11 protein-coding genes are annotated in these 18,674 nt (G+C 61.4%); 7 read left to right on the top strand and 4 right to left on the bottom strand.

Annotation, left to right across the window (positions count from 1 at the left end):
• Positions 1–945: 945 nt before the first annotated feature.
• The 6 genes from JQ566_RS19545 (at position 946) to JQ566_RS19520 (ending at position 9,490) form a co-directional block, all read left to right on the top strand.
• Complete coding sequence (locus tag JQ566_RS19545; protein ID WP_212374597.1) at positions 946–2,505, top strand: efflux transporter outer membrane subunit; 1,560 nt, start codon at positions 946–948, stop codon at positions 2,503–2,505.
• The gene (locus tag JQ566_RS19540; protein ID WP_212374595.1) at positions 2,502–3,734 is read left to right on the top strand and encodes an efflux RND transporter periplasmic adaptor subunit; all 1,233 of its coding nucleotides are present in this window, start codon (positions 2,502–2,504) and stop codon (positions 3,732–3,734) included. The genes JQ566_RS19545 and JQ566_RS19540 overlap by 4 nt, the downstream gene beginning before the upstream one ends.
• A 1-nt stretch (position 3,735) precedes the next feature.
• Positions 3,736–5,697 carry a MacB family efflux pump subunit gene (locus tag JQ566_RS19535; RefSeq protein WP_212374594.1) on the top strand — a complete coding sequence of 654 codons (1,962 nt, stop codon included), beginning with the start codon at positions 3,736–3,738 and terminating at the stop codon, positions 5,695–5,697.
• Between the two features lie 91 nt (positions 5,698–5,788).
• Positions 5,789–6,502 carry a response regulator gene (locus JQ566_RS19530; RefSeq protein ID WP_212374592.1) on the top strand — a complete coding sequence of 238 codons (714 nt, stop codon included), beginning with the start codon at positions 5,789–5,791 and terminating at the stop codon, positions 6,500–6,502.
• Complete coding sequence (locus JQ566_RS19525; RefSeq protein WP_212374589.1) at positions 6,499–7,815, top strand: ATP-binding protein; 1,317 nt, start codon at positions 6,499–6,501, stop codon at positions 7,813–7,815. Before JQ566_RS19530 ends, JQ566_RS19525 begins: the two co-directional genes overlap by 4 nt.
• A gap of 160 nt (positions 7,816–7,975) precedes the next feature.
• Positions 7,976–9,490: a hypothetical protein gene (locus JQ566_RS19520; protein ID WP_212374587.1), complete on the top strand. Its 1,515-nt coding sequence runs from the start codon at positions 7,976–7,978 to the stop codon at positions 9,488–9,490.
• Between the two features lie 423 nt (positions 9,491–9,913).
• On the opposite strand, the gene JQ566_RS35040 is transcribed toward JQ566_RS19520, so the two are convergent.
• Positions 9,914–10,096: a helix-turn-helix domain-containing protein gene (locus tag JQ566_RS35040; RefSeq protein WP_044590027.1), complete on the bottom strand. Its 183-nt coding sequence runs from the start codon at positions 10,094–10,096 to the stop codon at positions 9,914–9,916.
• Positions 10,097–10,633: 537 nt separating this feature from the next.
• Between JQ566_RS35040 and JQ566_RS19510 the strand changes: the two genes are divergently transcribed.
• Complete coding sequence (locus JQ566_RS19510) at positions 10,634–12,613, top strand: DNA primase family protein (protein WP_212374583.1); 1,980 nt, start codon at positions 10,634–10,636, stop codon at positions 12,611–12,613.
• Between the two features lie 687 nt (positions 12,614–13,300).
• On the opposite strand, the gene JQ566_RS19505 is transcribed toward JQ566_RS19510, so the two are convergent.
• The 3 genes from JQ566_RS19505 to JQ566_RS19495 are packed head-to-tail and all read right to left on the bottom strand — an operon-like array spanning position 13,301 to position 18,589.
• On the bottom strand, positions 13,301–15,193 hold the full coding sequence (locus JQ566_RS19505) for an ABC transporter substrate-binding protein (RefSeq protein WP_212374581.1): 1,893 nt from the start codon (positions 15,191–15,193) through the stop codon (positions 13,301–13,303).
• A gap of 28 nt (positions 15,194–15,221) precedes the next feature.
• Positions 15,222–15,611: a hypothetical protein gene (locus JQ566_RS19500; protein WP_212374579.1), complete on the bottom strand. Its 390-nt coding sequence runs from the start codon at positions 15,609–15,611 to the stop codon at positions 15,222–15,224.
• A gap of 2 nt (positions 15,612–15,613) precedes the next feature.
• Positions 15,614–18,589, bottom strand: coding sequence for a polymorphic toxin-type HINT domain-containing protein (locus JQ566_RS19495; RefSeq protein WP_212374577.1), 2,976 nt, complete (start codon positions 18,587–18,589; stop codon positions 15,614–15,616).
• Between the last annotated feature and the right edge of the window lie 85 nt (positions 18,590–18,674).

Here is an 18,674-nt window from a genome sequence, read left to right as displayed (position 1 = left end):
CTGGAATTTGGCGCCGCCGCACGAAAGCCGTCGTCTGGCGCGCACTCGTCTCAAGCTGCTCAGCTCCACCCAGCTGCGCAACCACTCTCGTCCAGTCCTCGTTCAGAAGCGATTCGTCTGCCATGCCCCTTGGAATCACGTGTGATTCCAACACTCAAGAATAAACTTAACGCCTATGGGGAAGGCCGGGTGCCAGCTCGCACCCGCGGTCCGCTGCGCGAGAAGCACACGCAGGAAGAACCGCACAGCAGCATACAGGTGAAGCCCAACACACGGCCTTCCCTGCGCGATGGTCGGACGGCTTATGCCGTGCTCTCCCGGGAGCCGATTTCGTTCTGGCCTCCCTCGCTCCCGCGGAATTCACCGGCACCGCGCCGGTTGACGCGACTGCCGCCTCCGCAAGAGCTTGACCGTAGCAACGACGGCCAGGACCACACGGTTTTGCCGTACGCGCGGCCCGCCATTTCGCCGCAGTTTTCCCAGCCCTGTCGACGGAGCCAGAAACTTACAGGCGAGACGAAGCCTAGCAGCGCCGCTCGTCCGCACGCGGTTCGGGCTCACGGAGAGCAATCCGCCCTGCCCTTCACCTCTCGTGCACGACGCTGCCGCGTCCACCGCAAGCCCAGCTCGCGACAATGACGACCTCACGATCGCCCCTCAAGGATGAGCCGGGATGGACGAAACATACGACAAATCCGAATTTCGGTAAAGTGGAATATTTTCGCAAGGAGGGCTTGACGCAGCGGCAAAACAGGGTCGATGTCTGGCTTGGCAGGCACCGTGCGGCGGGCCCGAGATGCCCCGCAACATCTGTTTACATCCAGCAATATTCCGGCTGCCGAAAGGCCACGATCGCCCGGCTAGTGGGCCCTGTTCGTCGTACCCTTCCGAAGGCCATGAGCACCGCACGTCCCGCGGCAAGGCCCATGGATCTCAGCCGATTTGATGCCGTCACACTTGTTCGTCGCAGTTCTCACGCCATCCGCAGAGGAGAACCATCACCCGACGCCGTCCCCGTTGCGCGCCGCCCTGTCGCGCGCCGGATCGGTTTGCGTCGCGCTGATGTTGGCTGCCGCACTGGCTGGCTGCGCCGTCGGGCCGGATTATGCCGGGCCGCCCGGGCTGGTCATGCCGTCACACTGGAGCGCACAACCAACTTCCCGGCGTCAATCCGGCACGCTGGATCGCTGGTGGATGCGCCTGCGCGATCCCTTGCTCAACCGGCTGATCGAACAGGCCGTCGAAGCCAACCCCAGTGTTGCCAAAGCCAAGGCGGTCGTGCGCGAGGCGCGCGCAACGGTTCAGCAGACCGGCGCAGGCCTGTTTCCCTCCGTCAGCGGCTCGGCCTCGGTGACCGACAACAAGAGCAGCGCGGGCTCCGCCTCGGCCATCGTCGACACAGCGCCCTACACGCTGCACCAAGCGAGCTTCGATTCGAGCTGGGAGCTCGACCTGTTCGGCGGCACGCAGCGGAACGTCGAGGCGGCGGTCCGGGGGCAAGAATCCGCCGAGGAGGATCTGCGCGACAGTCTCGTCACGCTGATCGGCGACGTTGCCGCCTATTACGTGGAGGCACGCGGCTACCAGGCGCGGATCGCGCTGGCGCAACGCACATCGGTCTCAATGCGCGATACCGAGAAGCTCACCCGCAGCAAGTACGAAGCGGGCAGCGGCAACGCCGTCGACCTCGCCAAGGCGACCGCACAAGCGGCGAGCACGGAGGCAAACGTTCCGACCTATCGGACCGCGCTGGCAGCGGACATTCACCGGCTCGGCATCCTGCTCGGACGGCCGCCCGACGGGGTCGCCGCGCTGATGGCACGGTCCGCGCCCGTGCCGGCGCCGCGGATGCCGTTGCCCACGGGGTTGCCCGCCGATCTCCTCAAGAGTCGCCCCGACGTCGCCAGCGCCGAGCGCAAGCTGGCGCAGGCAACCGCCAAGATCGGCGCGGCTGAAGCGGACCGCTATCCTGCGGTGTCGCTCACCGGTTCGGTCGGCACCTCTGCCCTGCGGGCCGGCGATCTCGCAAAATATTCCAGCGTGAGCTGGTCGGTGGGTCCCTCAGTTACGGTGCCGGTGTTTGATATGGGCAAGCGCCTGGCGACAGTCAGGATTTCCGAAGCACAACGCGACCAGGCGTTCGCGACGTTCCATTCGACCCTGCTCACCGCGTTCGAAGATGTCGAGAATGCGCTGGTATCGCTGTCGCAGGAGCGCATTCGCGCGGTCAAGCTGGCCGAGGCAGCGAAGAACTATCGCGAGGCCGCCCGGCTGTCGCGGTCGCTGTTCGAGACCGGTAGCGCGAGCTTCATCGACGTGCTGGACGCCGAACGCTCGCTCTATTCGGCTGAGGATTCGCTGATCCAGAGCAAGGTGTCCGCGGCCAAGGACTACATTTCCCTGGCGAAGGCGCTCGGTGGCGGCTGGTCCGATCCGGTCGACATATCGACGCCGATCATCGTGGACACCAATACAGGACCGCACGTCCGGGAGACGGTGAAGTGACTGATATCATCACCGCCAAGCGCGTGAAGATTGCCGCCGCGGTGGTTGCCGTCGTGGCAACCGGGGTGGTCGCCGCCATGCGCTTTCCGGGGACGTCGAGCAAGGGGCAGTCCTACATCACCGCGCCCGTCACTGTCAGCGATCTGCGCGAGGAGGTGCTCGCCAGCGGCACGCTCAAGCCGGCGCGCCTGACTGCCGTCGGCGCGCAGGTGTCGGGCCGGATCACCGCCCTCAATGTCCGCGTCGGCGACACGGTCAAGGCCGGCGACGTCATCGCCCAGATCGACCCTGTCACCAAGCAGAACGATCTGCGCAATTCGGAAGCTTCGCTCAAGAACTACCGCGCGCAGAAACTCGAGAAGGAGGCCGCGTTGGTGCTGGCGGAAGCCAACCTCGCGCGACAGCAGGCGACACTGGCGCAGCGTGCCACCTCGCGCAGCGATTTCGACAGCGCGGATTCGACGGTGCGGCAGACCCGCGCCCAGATCGCCGCGCTCGAAGCCCTGATCGTGGGAGCCGAAGCCAGCGTCGAGACGGCGCGGGTGAACCTGGACTACACCAGGATCACCGCACCCATCGACGGCACGGTGCTCGCCACCGTGGTGCAGGAGGGACAGACAGTCAATGCGGTGCAGTCCGCTCCGACCATCGTCGTGCTCGGCCAGCTCGAGACCATGACGGTGCGGGCGGAGATCTCCGAGGCCGACATCGTCAAGGTCAAGCCGGGCCAGGCGCTGTATTTCACCATCCTCGGCGACCAGGACCATCGCTACGAGGCCAGGCTGGAGCAGATCGAGCCGGCCCCCGAATCGATCAAGAGCGACGCCAGCTTCTCCTCGACCACCACGTCGAGCTCGAGCACGAGTTCGAGTTCATCGAGCTCCACCAGCACCGCCATCTACTACATCGGCGTTTTCAACGTCCCCAACAAGGATCTTTCGTTGCGGACCTACATGACCGCCGAGGTGCATATCATCACCGGTGAGGCCAAGCGCGTGAAGGTCATCCCCGCGCTCGCGCTGATGCGGAAATCCGACGGCCGCAGCACCGTCCGCACCCTCGATGCGTCGGGTGACGTGCGCGAGCGCGAGGTCAAGACCGGACTCAATGACCGCACTACGGTCGAGATCAGGTCCGGCCTCGATGAGGGCGACCGGGTCATCACCGGAAAAGCCGGCGAGCAGACCGCATCGAGCGGCATGCCCGGCGGCCCGCCGGGAGGTCCCTGAGATGGCCGATCCGATCATCGCCCTCGAGAACGTCAGGCGGGAATTTGCGGCCGGTGACACCCGCGTGGTTGCGCTCGACGATTTGTCGCTGAGCATCCAGCCCGGCGAGATGGTGGCGATCATCGGCTCGTCCGGATCGGGCAAATCGACGCTGCTCAACATCCTTGGCTGCCTCGACCGCCCGACCTCCGGCACATATCGTGTCGCCGGCAAGAACGTCTCCGAACTCGACGCAGACGAGCTGGCGGCGCTGCGGCGCGAGCATTTCGGCTTCATCTTCCAGCGCTATCATCTGCTCGGCGACCTCTCCGCCGCCGAGAACGTCGAGATCCCGGCGATCTATGCCGGAATGAAGGCCCGGGAGCGCCGCACGCGCGCAGGGCAGCTGCTCGCAAGGCTTGGTGTGGACGACCGGCGAGGCCACCGCCCGAACCAGCTGTCGGGCGGCCAGCAGCAGCGCGTCTCTATCGCACGGGCGCTGATCAACGGCGCCGAAGTCATCCTGGCGGACGAGCCGACCGGCGCGCTCGACAGACGCAGCGGCGAGGAGGTCCTGAAGATCCTGAAGGAGCTGCACGGCGAAGGACGGACGATCATCATCGTTACCCACGATGCCGATGTCGCCGCGCGGGCCGAGCGCACCATCGAACTGCGCGACGGCAGGATCGTTTCAGATCGCCGCGCCGAGACCGCAGGCGCATCGGGACCGGCTGTTGCGGCGTCTCGGGCCTCAAGGGACAGCGGCGCCGGCTGGCCCGGCGCGTTGCGGCGCCTGCGGGAAGCCTCGCGGATGGCGCTGGTGGCGATGGCCGCGCACCGGCTGCGCGCCTTCCTGACCATGCTCGGAATCATCATCGGCATCGCCGCGGTATCCTCCGTGGTTGCGCTCGGCAACGCCTCACAGCGCAAGGTGCTGTCGGACATCTCGAGTCTCGGCACCAACACGATCGAGGTGTTTCCGGGCAAGGATTTTGGCGACGCGCGCGCCGGCAAGATCAAGACGCTCGTCCTCGGCGATGCCCGCGCGCTCGGCCAGCAGAGCTTCATTGCCGGAGTCACACCGACGGTCTCGACCAGCACGACGGTGCGCTACCGCGGCAACGAATCGAACGTGCTGGTCAACGGCGTCGGCGAGGCCTATTTCCAGGTCAAGGGCGCCAAGCTGGCGAAAGGCCGCCTGTTCGATTCCGACGCGGTGCGCAACATCGAGCGGCAAGCCGTCATCGACGACAACACCCGAAAGACCTTCTTCGCCGACGACCAGAACTCGGGGATCGGCCGTGTCATCTGGCTCGGCAAGGTGCCCTGCCGCATCGTCGGCGTCATCGCCCAGCAGCAGGGCGGCTTCGGCTCGAACCAGAACCTATCGGTCTATCTTCCCTACACCACCGTGCAGGCGCAGTTCACGGGCGACCGCTCGCTTCGCAGCATCCTGCTCCGGATCAGCGACGAGATCTCGACCGCGCTGGCGCAGGACGCGGTCACCACGCTCCTGACGCAGCGGCACAATACCAGGGATTTCGTCATCCTCAACACCGACGACATTCGCCGCACCATCACCAGCACGACGCAGACGCTGGCGTTCCTCGTGGCCGCGATCGCGGTGATCTCGCTGGTCGTCGGCGGCATCGGCGTGATGAACATCATGCTGGTGTCCGTCTCCGAGAGAATCAGCGAGATCGGCGTGCGCATGGCGGTCGGCGCCAGACGCAGCGACATCCTCCAGCAGTTCCTGGTGGAGGCGACCTTGATCTCGTCCATCGGCGGCATCGCCGGCATCCTCGTCGCGATCCTGCTCGGAACTGGGGTCAATATTGCGATGCCCGGATTCCAGGTCAGCTATTCGCTGTTCTCGATCGGTGCGGCATTCCTGACCTCGACCGGGATCGGGGTCGCCTTTGGCTTCTTCCCCGCCCGCCGCGCCGCCTTCCTGGATCCCGTGGTGGCATTGAGCCGTGACTGACCGTAGGATTGCAGACATGACCGTAGTTCTTGGGGCGAGACAATCGTCCGCAACTCCATCAATGATCGGCACCCCCGATGCGATCTCAAACATGACCAACGACACGCAGAACATCCTGATCGTCGAGGATGACCGGCAGACCCGCGACCTCATCGCGCGCTATCTGCGCGAGCATTCGTTCGCGGTTCACCTGGTCACGAACGGCAGGGAGATGGACCGGCATCTGTCGCAGAACCGGGTGGACCTGATCGTGCTCGACCTGATGCTGCCGGGCGAGGACGGGCTGAGCCTCTGCCGCCGCGTGCGCATGGAATCCATGACGCCGATCATCATGCTGACCGCGAAGGGCGAGGATCTCGACCGGATCCTCGGTCTCGAGATGGGGGCGGACGATTATCTGCCGAAGCCGTTCAACCCGCGCGAGCTTCTCGCCAGGATCAACGCCGTGCTGCGCCGCCGGGCGAGCGGCCATGCCGCCGGCGGCGCGGCGACGCGACTGAAATTCATGGGCTGGATCATCGATCTTCGTTTGCGGGAGCTGCGCGACCCCGAGGGCGCGCAGGTGCCGCTGACCAGCGCCGAGTTCGATCTGCTGCAAGCTTTCTGCGAACGGGCCGGCCGCATTCTCACCCGTGACAATCTCCTGAGCATGACGCGTGGCCGGCCCGGCGGCAGCTTCGGCCGCAGCATCGACGTGCTGGTCAGCCGGTTGCGCCGCAAGCTCGACCGCACCCAGGACACGTCGGTGATCAAGACCGTCCGCACCGGCGGCTACATCTTCACGCCGGTGGTGGAGGAAGCATGAGCCGCGGCGCCGATATCGTCGCGCTGTTCAGCTTCAGGCGGATCAGCGGGCAAATCGCGGCCCTTGTGCTGGTGTCGCTGATCCTGATCCACGTCCTGATCGCCGGATATTTTCTGCTCAACCGCCCGAGCGCCCTGATGGACCGCCCCGTGGAGCAATTCGAGCTGATTGCGAGGATCGTCGCCAATACGCCGCAGGGAGAGCGAGATCTCGTTCTTAAGAACGTCAGCCGAACCCTTCCGGCGCTGAAGCTGCAGTTGAAAAAGGATGCTTCCGCCTCCGCGGCTCCATTGCCAGAGCGGACGCGCCTGACCACCCCATCGGCTATTGAAGGCCCGGTCGATCTCATTCGTGGTTCCACACCGGAAGACAATCGCCTCTGGTTCTATTTGGCAAATGGCGACGTGCTCGAGGCAACGATCGGGACATTCAAGATGCCTGCCTTCGTGAGCGGCCTCTGGACGAGCACACTCCTGTTCCTGGTGGCGAGCGTGACGCTGCTCGGCGTTTGGGCCGGCCGCGCACTCAGCTCGCCCCTGTCGGCCTTCGCGCGCGCGGCGGAGGACTTCAGCCTGAATCGCTCGTCCGCGCCGTTGCCTGAAAACGGCCCGGAGGAAATCAGATCCGCGGCGAGAGCGCTCAACCGGATGCGCGAACGCGTTACCGCACTGATGAACGACAGAAGTCGAATGCTGGCCGCCATCAGCCACGATCTGCGCACCCCGATTACGCGCCTGCGGCTACGCTCGGAATACATCGAGGATCCAGCACAGCGTACCCAGACCGTACGCGACCTCGATCAGATGCAGTCGATGCTCGAGTCGGTGCTCTCGCTGCTGCGCAGTGAGAGCGCTGCCAGACCGACACTGGTCGACGTTGCCGCGCTGCTCCAGATGGTTTGCGACCAGTTTTCCGATAGCGGCCACGCGGTGCACTATCTTGGTCCGGACAGAGCCACATTCATCGTCCGGCCAGACGAGATCATTCGCGCGGTCACAAACCTGGTCGAAAACGCCACGCGCTTCGGAGCCGAAGTTCACGTCGAGCTCTTGATCTACGGAGACCAGATCATCATCGACGTCGTCGACGACGGCCCTGGAATACCCGATGAGAGGAAGGCGGCGATGCTGGAGCCCTTCGTGCGAGGGGAGGCAGCCCGCACCATGGATGAAACGGCGGGATTTGGCCTCGGCCTCTCGATCACGCAGGCGATCGTGACCGCGCATGGCGGAACGCTGCTGCTGCTCGACAACGAACCGAGGGGTCTTCGCGTCCGCCTGCTGCTTTCCAATGCGAGCCTTAGCCACGACTGAAGCAGAGGTGGCCCCTCTCCTTCGACTTGCACCACCTCAAGCTTCAACTCGGCGGCGAGTGGCGGCGTCAGGTTTAGTAGAGAAAGCCCGCACGTATCAGCCGCTGGAGCCCGCAAATCCGCGCTTGCGCGGGTTGCTTGCGGAGACCGTCGATCGCGGAATGTGGCGGCTCCTGTGGATACCGCCATCACTTAACTACTATGCCCCGGCGGGGCCTTTCGCTGCGCCCGAGTTGGCGAACCTCACCAAGCGCCTCGTTTTTTCTGCTTGGCACATGGTACCGCGGGCCGTTGCGTCGCTTCTCTCTTACGAAGCCGAACGAAAGATGATGCGCGCGCCGCATCCACGGGCCCGATTGACACAGGAGGATTGGAAGAAACAACGGGGACTCTTACGCTTCGGAACAGCCGCCGACCGCCTCACCGGGATGCCACTCTTATTGCTCGTGTATCCATGCCTGACGTTCGCGCGCCACTGTGACCCTAGAGATCTGGCGCGCGGCCGTTCTCTTACCGCTTCCGAGGCACGGTTGGAGCTTACGGCGCGCCTCCACGAAATGGTCGAAAGGCTGGGAATCGCTTACGAGAGCGGCGGCAACGCCGACGAGCGATGGTATTGGCTGGCGCCGATATTGCTGGACTTCGCGGAATTTCCCAATGCTGCGCGAGCGTGGTGGGAGCGAACCGAGCTTGCGCAAATCTGGGCCGGAGCCGAGGCTGGCGAGGAGGATGCCGGTTGGTCGCGCCATGTGGACGAGGCGCGAGAGACGCTCAATACCATCCGGGACGGTAAGCAGCGTCTCGGCTCGCCACCTGACGACCTTTTTGACGTGCTTTCGCTTGCGGCCTCTGCGGCGACGGCAGCTCCTCGTGCTTTTGTTCGGACAGGCGAGAAAGACGCCGCGCAAAGCCTATCCCTTTGCGACACCGCCGCGCGGTCGGGACGAGCTTTTCTCTCGCTCTTCAACCACGCCGAAGTGACCGAGACGATACGGGCAGAATTTCGAGGCGAACCATACTGGCTGCGTGTCTTGGAATACGCCCACAATGGCGGACTTCAGGCCGTACTCGACGAATACACGCACATCCTTCGCGAATCGCTTGGTTGCGCCGACGCGCCGGTTAGCGCGATGGCCGAGAAGGTTGCCGCCGAACTCATCTGGGCACTTACGCTTCGCACCGCGTCGCTGCGCGTCGACGAAATCTCGGCACCGCCTTACTCGCGCGAGGTAAAGATCAAAAGCGAATCGATGCACATTCGCTTTGCCATGCGCTTTGGTGACGAACGTTACGATGAAGAGGTTGAACCCGGCGGCCTGCTTGCTACTGCCGGAACGCGCAAAGAACGCGTGCGAGCGGCATTCAACTCACCTTTCTGGCCATTCGTCCTCGTCTCGACCTCGGTGGGGCAGGAGGGGCTTGATTTTCACCATTATTGCCACGCCATCACACACTGGAACCTGCCGTCAAACCCCGTCGACCTGGAGCAGCGCGAGGGGCAGGTACACCATTTCAAAGGGCACGCCGTCCGGAAAAACGTCGCCGCAGCTTTTGGGACGGAAGGCGACACGCCCGCCTCTTCCTCGTCGCGTGGCGGGGCCGTTGAGGCTGTAATGCCATCGAGGAGCGTTCCGAGTTCGCCCGACAACTCGCGAAGTTGCCGGCTCTGCCGGTAGCCGATGTTGATGTCTTGGGAGTCAAGGCGAATGCCGGTCGTCCGGCCGAGCCAGTCCAACTCCGATCGGTCCTGAATGCCGTTCAGCGTGAGGCGCTGCCGAAAATCACCGCAAGCAAACCAGGACCGGAGTTTTGGATAAGCTAGCTCGGTGGTGCAGGCAAGCTGAACAGCTGACAGATCGGTTACTTCATCGACGAACACCTGAATCAAATAGCGCCCTTTTATTCTCTCGGGCCATTCATGGCCCGAAGCCAGTTCAAGGCGTTCCGGTCCAGGCGAAGCAAGCAGGCGGCCGCCGAATTCCGGCAGGAGCGCCGTGAAGATGAGGCGGTGGTGGGCGGACGAGTTCGACCGGCTAAGGGAGCACGGTCGTGTCATCAAAATGAGTGCCTAAGGGTTGCTCCCTTAAGTCGCACTTCCATTAGTTCGACATGTTGGTGTCGAGGAGCGCCAGAAGTGAGCGCACCACTACTAGTCGCCGACGTCCGATTGTTGTCGTGACAATACGCCCAGCTCCTATCAACTCGTAAAGCTTCGTGCGTCCCAAGCCGGTCACTTCGCATGCATCGTCAATGGTGCAGGTGAGCCGCTGGGCGAACGGCATCGTACTCGGTTCTGCGGCTTTCGGAGCGGATAGACTGATTTGTGACTGTTGCCCGCCAGTTTTCTCTCGTCGATTGTATCTCACGTGGCCCTCCTATTCGCACAAAGCTCGACAGAAGGGTTGATTGTGCGACGAGCAACGTCAATGCGAGCATCCGAGGGCGTTCGCGTACGACAGCGCACGTCAGAGGCGGTTTGAATATTTGCGGACACCAAGGGCGACGAGGAAATTTTTCGCGAATACGCCAGCCACAGCAAGGCATCGCGCGGAGGCTATTCTGTCAATGTCGGCAGCAAATTCCCCAAGCGTTCGCCGCTGTTCACCAGCGACTTATTCAACCGTTATTCAACGAACGCGGCTGATGGCTAGCTAAGTGCCTGAGTTTGCTGGCGCTCCCTAGGGGACTTTGAGTTCCTAGATAAATCAAACACTTAGGTGATGGTGGGACAGAAAACGGTTCTACGGAATCGTTATTGTTTCTGACGCGACTGTCTCACCGCAGCGGCGCCCGACGGCTGCCGCGAGAAGGGATTCAAGATGACTGAGACTACACGCGGTCGCCTCCCCGAGGCTCCCGCAGAGACTGCTTGCGCCAACAAAACCGGACAAGACTTCAACGACATGCTGTTGGAGAGCGGGGCCAGTGCCGTTGCGGACTGGATCGATGGAGCGCCGTCCTACGAACGCATCCTGGCGATCATTGAGGCCGACGACTCGCCCGACACCACCAATTCGACCCGCGCTGTCGCGAGGGCCCCGCACCCCACCGAGGGGGGCGCCCCCTGCCACGGGCAGAATGAGGGTGATCTCGATCCAGCCGAGAACGAGCGGCCCGTTAGTGTCGACGAAATCTCGCGGGAGGTGCTGATGGCCTGCTCGCAGGAGCCACAGAACGACACAGGCAACGGTCAACGGTTGTTGCACCATTTTGGCGCGGATCTCTTGCAGGTTCGTAATCTTGGGTGGCACGTGTGGGCAGGAACCCATTGGGAACGCGAAGGCGGCAATGAAATGGCGACGCGCCTCGCGCATTGCACAGCCTCGCGCATCGCGCTCGAGGCTGATGTGATGGCAGCAACGCCGAAGGAACAAGCCGCGATCGACGCAGCGGGGCAGGCCCGCGGCACGATGCTTTGGATCGAAAAGGCGAAAGGGCAGATTGACGCGCGCAAGGATCAACAATGGCAAATGCTTTCACGCATCGTCGCGGCCGGCGCCGAGGCACAGACGGCGTTGGAAAGCCGCCAGACAACGAGACGAAAATACTCCGTGTCGAGCGGCAATGCTGGCAAGATTCGCGGAATGCTCGACCAAGCATTGCCCTATCGCACCGTGACCGTCGACGGGCTCGACGCCGACGCACTCGCCTTCAACGTCAAGAACGGTACCATCCGTTTTGTGTACGATGAAGTGCCCGATCCTGATGCGTCAGATCACTCTGGCAAAATGCTCAAGCGATGGCGCGCGGTTCTGACGCCGCACAATCGGAAGGACAACATCACGAAGGTGGCACCCGTCGAGTACATCAAGGAGGCGCACGCGCCGCATTTCGAGGAGGCCGTCAAGCGGTTCCTGCCGATCAAGCCGGTGCGTGACTTCGTTCAGCGCTTCCATGGCTACGCTTTGACCGGAATGGTGGGCGAGCAGTGTTTCGTTTTCAGCTACGGTACCGGCGCGAATTGGAAATCGACATTTGTCGAGATCGTCTCACGAATTATGGGACCGTACTGCGCAACCATCAACTTTGAGTCGCTGTCGGGCGATCAGCAAAGGTCGGGATCGGGGCCATCGCCCGATCTTGCGCGCTTGCCGGGTGCACGCCTCGTGCGAGCGTCCGAACCCGAGCGTGGCGTGCAGTTCAAGGAGGCGTTGATTAAGTCGCTCACAGGTGGCGAGCCGATGCTCGTGCGGTCGCTCAACAAAGAATTCTTTGAGATGAGGCCGACGTTCAAGATGGTGTTGTCAGGCAACCATAAGCCCGAGATCGGCGGAGTTGATCATGGAATTTGGAGACGAGTTAAATTTGTGCCGTGGCCAGTGACAATTACGGATCACGAACGACGGCCAATGGACGAGGTGATGGATGAAATTTGGCCCGAACGCTCGGGTATCCTCAATTGGCTGATCGCTGGCGCACTCGACTATCTCAACGGCGGCTTGCGAACGCCGGCCGAGGTTGCCGACGCTACGGCACAATACCGTGACGAAATGGACCCAGTTGGGACGTTTGTCGGAGCGTGTGTCGAAAGCGTGCCGTCAAAGCCCAACGGCTCGCCGGCAGCCGTCGTGACCGCACGTGCAATGTATGACGCGTTTGCATCATGGGCAGTCGCAAACGCCGTGCGACCGTGGAAGGAGAAGAGCTTCGCAACAGCCATGTCGCAGAAAGGATTCATCAAGAATCGCGTCGCGGCTGGCGTTCGCTACCTGCATGTTGCGCTCAAGAATGTGCCCGAGGCACCGCGCCGGCGTTCCGAAGAGTCCCCGCACTCCGACGACGACATCGCGCCGGTGTGAAGGATGCTCGATCATCATAGCTCGATGCAGAGCCAATTACATCCTTGCATCGAGCGAATATTGAAGACGTTTCAATGGACTAAGTCGGGCACAGGATGAGCGATGCACGGTTTCGGCGGGCGCCGCCTCTCTCTGACTCTTAGGGAGAGCAGGCGAGGCCAATGAACCTCTCTCATGTGTGCGTATAGGTTTCTCCCTACATCTCTACACACGACAGACTAAAGCAATGAAATAGCTTAAGAAAAACCAGATGCAGTATCGAAACCAACCCAACAAAGTAGCCACAACTCAACATCTCTCGATGAACGCGGGCGCGGTCGGGATTGGTCTAGCGACCCGGCACCTCGGACGCACGGCCGCCAGCCAAGCGCGGGTCCCTCCTGGGCCCTCCCCCATACGGCACAAGCGCGCCCCAAGAAGTCTCTAGCCAGATTGTCCGAAAGCTGGGTTGACATGGTTGACATGGTTGACACGTTGACAGGCCGGAGGAGATCTCTAGTCGGTCAGTATCAACCTCCTTCAATGCCGAGCGCGGATTTGCACGAATTACTTATCAGTGACTACCCGCCTTAGCTTCCACGCTCGATGATCGTTCACCGGCGCAGCGCCCCATTCGACACAAGGGGTGTCGCGGCGTCATAGATCCGCTCCGAGCGCACGGTAGTCGAGGCCAGATAACCGGCTGCATCATGGGACTTTCTTCAACCCATGGATCAAGCGATGGGTCGCGGCCCAATGGTGCAGCGGAACGCCTTGCCCCCCTTTGACCGGCCAGCCGGTCCAGAACGTGGTGTTGAAGGGCATGATTCTCGGCGATTGCACCAGCGGAATGAACGGCATCTCCTCGTCGAGGATCTTGTAGGCCTGCTTCACCAAGTCAGGCACGGTGCCATGGCCGACAGGCCGCTTGCCGATCTCGTTGAAGATAACAGCGGCGTAGGCGTCGTATTTCGGCCCATCCCAGCGGCCGGTGTTGTCGAATCCCGGGCTGCGTTTGCCCAACGGCGCCGCGGGCGTCGCATATCGGGCCATTGACGCATAGGGTTCAGCGACCGAACCGCAGGACAACCAGCCATATACGATCTCATAGCCACCCTCGGGAATGGCTTTGCCCGCATAGTCGTCATTTCTCATTGACACTGCCTTGGCATCAACGCCGGCATTCTTGAGCTGCTTTACCAACTCGTCGCCCGCCTCGACGTCTTTCGCGATATCGGCATTGACTAGAATTGTCGCCGCGATGGCTTTCGAATCCTTCTTGAAGAGCCCGTCGGCAGTGTCCTTGGCGTAGCCGGCGTCGGTCAGCACCTTTTGTCCCGCGGTAATATCGGCTTTCGGCGGCAGTCCAAAATTCGCCGCCACCACAGCGTCAATGAACGGCTTCATGGCGCCGTATTCGGGGAACATGGTCCGCGACGGCACTACCGCATCGCCATAGACCTTGTTTGCGAGCGTGCTGCGGTCGATCAGCAGCGACAGCGCCTTGCGAAATTTCGGATCACTCCACGGCGTTGGCTTGCCGTCGACAACATATTTGGTGTTGATGTCAAGCTGGCGCCCGCAGGGATCGTTCCAAGCGAGCGGGCTTGCCGGGTCCCAGCCGATTACTTTCGGGTTCTGGGTCTTGGCATCGGCGAAATCGGCCGGCGTGAATTCACGAGCAGCATCAATATTGTTGGCGATCAGCCCGGCCTTGCTCTTGGTCTCACTGTCGAATACCTGCCATTCGAGCTGTTGGGGGTCCGGCAGCTTCTTCTTGAACGCATCGCTGCCGAAGCCGGGGGGCTTCTTGATCCCCCACCAATTCGGATCGCGAACCCATGTCATCTTGTTCTTGGACGCGTCCTTTAGCTTGTAAGGACCAGTCCCAATCGGATTAGAGAACTTGAAGTCGGCCGGATCCTTCTTCTTGCCAACGGCGTCGACGCCGATGGCGTCCTTCCAGATATGCTGGGGCATGATCAAAAACGAGCCGAACAGACCGGCACCGAAATTATCGATCGCAAAGCGCGGGTTGGCCTTGTGCAGCTTGAAGACTACTTTCAGATTGTTGGGATCGGCCGGAGTCGGCTTTGCCACGCTCTCCACCTGCGACCGCAGGGTCGCAGCCTCCGATGCATTCAAGCTGAGATTATCGAGCACCATGTTGACGGTGAAAATGACATCGTCGGCGTCGAACGGCTGCTTGTTCGCCATCGTGCTGTCGGACCATTCAATGCCCCTGCGCAGGGTCAGCGTCCACTCAACGGGATTGTTCGCATCCTTGGGCGTCAGGCTGAGGCCGAGCCAGGGCTCCAGCTTGCCGGTGTCGTAATCGAGCAGAAACAGCGGCTCCCACATCGCCTGATGGCCGCCGCTGACGGCGTCGTCGCCCCTGGTGCGACGCGTGTACCAATTGAAGTTCTTGAAGTCGTGGACGGGCTTGACGAGATCGAAGATGACGGTGTCGGCGCGGGCCGGCGGCGCCTGGGCGACGGCAGGCGATTGATACACAGTTGCGGCAATCAGTACTCCAGATATCAGCCACGCAACGCCGATTGCCCCCTGCCGATCTCTAGGCCTCCGTCCGGCATCTTTCATGAGATAGTTGCTCCCCAATAGCATTAGCTCATTCTGATAGAAGCACCGACCAACAGTAGCTGGCATTTATAGAATGTAGTTTGGAGATCACTTCCGCCGAGAGTTCTCCATTGATCTGTTGATGGCGCTCCAACAAAGCCCAAATCTCAGTCTGCTCAATATTTAGATGGTCTTTTCCAATCGTCAGGTTCTCGATCGAGACCAGAAAATCGAGCAGGTTGTCATCGTTCGCGTCGAACTCAACAAATGAGCACTCAAATCCTTCCTTGGAGCTCCTTCTCTTTCTTATTTGCCCCTCTAGTTCAAACTCTGCACTACCCTTCCGCTGAATGCTGCGGACCTTGAATGAAGTGAATAGCTTCAACAGGCCTTCCACTTCGAGGTCAACCCCAACGAACTTTGCTGAGTATTGATCCATGTCTATTTTTCTCCGAAGGATGAGAGAGGGACTTCCGTTGACAGAATTACTTTCTTTGTTCGAGGATCCCTAAAGATAATGTTCCCAGCCTCGTTCACCCCGATGTCGGGGTTCGTTACGCCCGTCTTGCGAAGCTCGGGGCCGAAATCGGTGAGAATTTCTTTCTTCGTTCCATGAAAAGCCTTCTCCTCTATGCCTAGCGCGTCAAGAAGCTTCCTAAGGTTGAAACAATCATTGTGTACCCAAATCAGCGGAGAAGAGGCGCTGCCAGCGACAAAGTAAGTACTGAACTCCTCAACGCTAAGATTATAGGCAACAAGCGGCACTTGCTCGATTGCAACCGACGTGACCTCGACCCGTTTCCCACCAGCAGCAAGCAACTGATTTCCGGGTTCTAGGTGCTGCGCCTCCACCCATTTTCCGTCCGCTGCTTGATTGGAGTCATGCAAAGGAGGCACTTGAACGAAGAACGGATGGATGCGATTTGAGACGATGCTTTGTTCTAGCCCGGTCTCGGCATCGCGAATCCTGATTGTCACCCTCTCGTCGTATGTGTTGCGATAGTGATCAAGCACACGCTTCCAGCCAACTTCACCCGTATCCTCACTTCGAGCTAAGACTTTCTGTCCCGATACCAGCGCGCTTATCGGTTGAGGTCCTTGTTCGGTTGCCACCAAGGTATTCGCATCGAATGAACATGTGCCGTGAAAGCGCTTGATAGCCTTCCCAGCCAGATCGGTAACCTTTCCAGCGGCGGCACCGATGAGATGTCCTCCTGCTACGTTCAATGCAGCACTGGTGACACTGATTTCCTCTCCCTTAAGTGCTTGTTCGCCTACTCCGATTGCGGTTTCGCCAATAAACGTAGCTCCGAATGCCATCAACTTGGAAGCACCATAACGTGCAGCGCTCTTCGTAATCACGGACGAGAGACCAACCCCAGTTGCTCCGGCTGCGGCGGAAACTACCACACTTGTCCAACTAATGCTTTGCTGGTGACCGGTATAGACAAGGAGACCTTGCACAGCCAGATCCACGCCGGCGCCAACGAGTGCGCCTGCAACGCCAAACTCGCCGTTTGGATCCTGGATTGCGATGGGGTTTTGATGCACGAATGCGTAGCCTGACAGGTGCGCCGGACTGAACACACCTCCGTTCGGCACACCATTCAGGTAAGTGGGCATAGCAGGATCAGGCTTCAGCCAAATCCCCAGATCTCGACTGTAGTATCGCGCGCCGAACGAGGAGAATTTCGTGTGGCGATCAAGCTCCTTACCATGGAACACTGACACCGGCGGGGCGTCTTCGCGTCCGGTTTGCGCCAGCCCGTCCACGGTGAGTTCGAGCCCGTAGGGGCTGTATTCGCGCCGTGCGATCAGGGTGGCGTTGGCGTCGGTCGCCTCGCCGTAGGTCGTGACGGCAGCGGTCATCGAGCCGACCGGCAGGTCGGAATACAGGAAGGTGGCGCGCGGGTACTCGCTCGGGTCCGCCGGCGCCGCAAGGCTCACGGCCGGCAAGGTGCCGAGCGACAGCTGCACCATGCCGCGGCCATCATACGGCCGCGCATAATAAGGCGTCATGTAGATGGTCACGGCTTCGCGATTGCCGGGCGGCGCGTTCTCGGTCTGTGGGTCCGGATGGATGGCCAGCGTGCGGTTGCCGCCGGCATCATAGACATAATCCTCACGCATCAGCTCCGCATTCGACGGCAGCGCAGGATCCTTCACCCCACGCACGCGGATCAGTCGGCCCTCGGCGTCCCAGGTCATCGCACGGTTGGACAGCAATCCGGCTCGCTGATCCCCGCCGGCGTCGCCCACCGAACAGATTCGACTATCGTTGTCGTCGGTGTTGGGGCGGGTACAAATCCGCGTCATACGACCGACGTCGTCATAGTCGAAAGATGTCACGCGCGTGAAATCGTCAAGATTGAAGTCGATCTTGCGCGGTGCGTGCAGCGGACCGGTGGTCGGATCGCTGCGGTAGTGATAGGTCCATTGCCGCTCGAGCAGTCTGCCTGGCTCGCCAATGATCTTCAGGCTTCGCGACTTGAATCGATGACCAGTGTCGTACTTGTAAGTGCCGCTGCTGGTAAGGCTCCCGGCAAACTTGTTGTCATGGTTGTCCTTGTCGTTGCTCACTCTGGCGTCAAACCCGGTCAGGCGGTTGACCGCGTCATATCCGAACACAAAGGCGCTGGTGTACTTCTGGATCGGGTCGGCATTGTTTGAATAGGCTACGATGTTGCCACCGCCGTCGTACTGATAGCCGTTTATCTGCACCGGCATGAAGCTGCCGTTACCACCGGGCTGCGCCGCGGTCAGCGTCGACATCTGATTTAGCCGCAGGTCTCGCGGGTCGTAACGATAGCCGGTCGCGATTCCGTTCGAGGTCCAGCGCACGGCCGGGCGTCCCAGCGCATCCTGCGCCGCATTGACCACCGCTTTGCCGTTGAACAGAAGCTGGGCAACTGCGCCGTCGGGCGCGTATTTGCGGCCGATCGTGAATCGCGCCAGACAAGTGTTGACGCCCGCACTGATGCACGCCGTCGCGGGGTTCATCGGCGCACTCTCGGTGAACTTCTCCTGAACGGAATCGCCGAATGCGGTGTAGCCGTTTTCAACCTCGTAGAAGGCGATCTCGGGCAGGAAGGTCTCGCTTCCCCCCGCGCTCGGCGCGACCTTGCTGACCGGCGCAACGATCGAGCGTACCTCGCGGCGCGCCAATCCAAGCTCGTTGAAGGAGAAACTGCGCGCGCCCGAGCGATCGCTCACCACAGCGGCCTGTCCGATGCAGTTGTCGCATTTGCGGCCCGCGACGTCGACAAAACGCTGATTGGCCTGGTCGTTGGGCACGAAACGCGTCGTCTCGAGGGCGTGCCCGAACCGGATCGCATAGGGCGATCGATCATAGAAGATTTGCACGGCGTCGCGCTCATCGGGCGCGCCGCCCTGATCTTCGAGCGAGCGGTATGACATGCGGACCAGCCGGCCGGCCGCATATTCATACGCCTTTTCGTTCCTGACCTTCGAGCGGCTGCCGCAGGGCTTCCCGATGTCGGCA

This window comes from Bradyrhizobium sp. SZCCT0231 (genome assembly GCF_018130245.1).
In the GTDB taxonomy this organism is placed as follows: Bacteria; Pseudomonadota; Alphaproteobacteria; order Rhizobiales; family Xanthobacteraceae; genus Bradyrhizobium; species Bradyrhizobium japonicum_F.
This window is presented reverse-complemented; position numbering and strand designations above follow the sequence as displayed.

What these genes read in the sequence shown, in the direction of transcription:
- JQ566_RS19525 (WP_212374589.1), top strand. Translation starts at nt 6,499, where the DNA reads ATGAGCCGCGGCGCCGATATCGTCGCGCTGTTCAGCTTCAGGCGGATC.
- JQ566_RS19530 (WP_212374592.1), top strand. Translation starts at nt 5,789, where the DNA reads ATGACCAACGACACGCAGAACATCCTGATCGTCGAGGATGACCGGCAG.
- JQ566_RS19500 (WP_212374579.1), bottom strand. Translation starts at nt 15,611, where the DNA reads ATGGATCAATACTCAGCAAAGTTCGTTGGGGTTGACCTCGAAGTGGAA.
- JQ566_RS19510 (WP_212374583.1), top strand. Translation starts at nt 10,634, where the DNA reads ATGACTGAGACTACACGCGGTCGCCTCCCCGAGGCTCCCGCAGAGACT.
- JQ566_RS19495 (WP_212374577.1), bottom strand. Translation starts at nt 18,589, where the DNA reads ATGTCATACCGCTCGCTCGAAGATCAGGGCGGCGCGCCCGATGAGCGC.
- JQ566_RS19535 (WP_212374594.1), top strand. Translation starts at nt 3,736, where the DNA reads ATGGCCGATCCGATCATCGCCCTCGAGAACGTCAGGCGGGAATTTGCG.
- JQ566_RS35040 (WP_044590027.1), bottom strand. Translation starts at nt 10,096, where the DNA reads ATGCCGTTCGCCCAGCGGCTCACCTGCACCATTGACGATGCATGCGAA.
- JQ566_RS19545 (WP_212374597.1), top strand. Translation starts at nt 946, where the DNA reads ATGCCGTCACACTTGTTCGTCGCAGTTCTCACGCCATCCGCAGAGGAG.
- JQ566_RS19520 (WP_212374587.1), top strand. Translation starts at nt 7,976, where the DNA reads ATGTGGCGGCTCCTGTGGATACCGCCATCACTTAACTACTATGCCCCG.
- JQ566_RS19505 (WP_212374581.1), bottom strand. Translation starts at nt 15,193, where the DNA reads ATGAAAGATGCCGGACGGAGGCCTAGAGATCGGCAGGGGGCAATCGGC.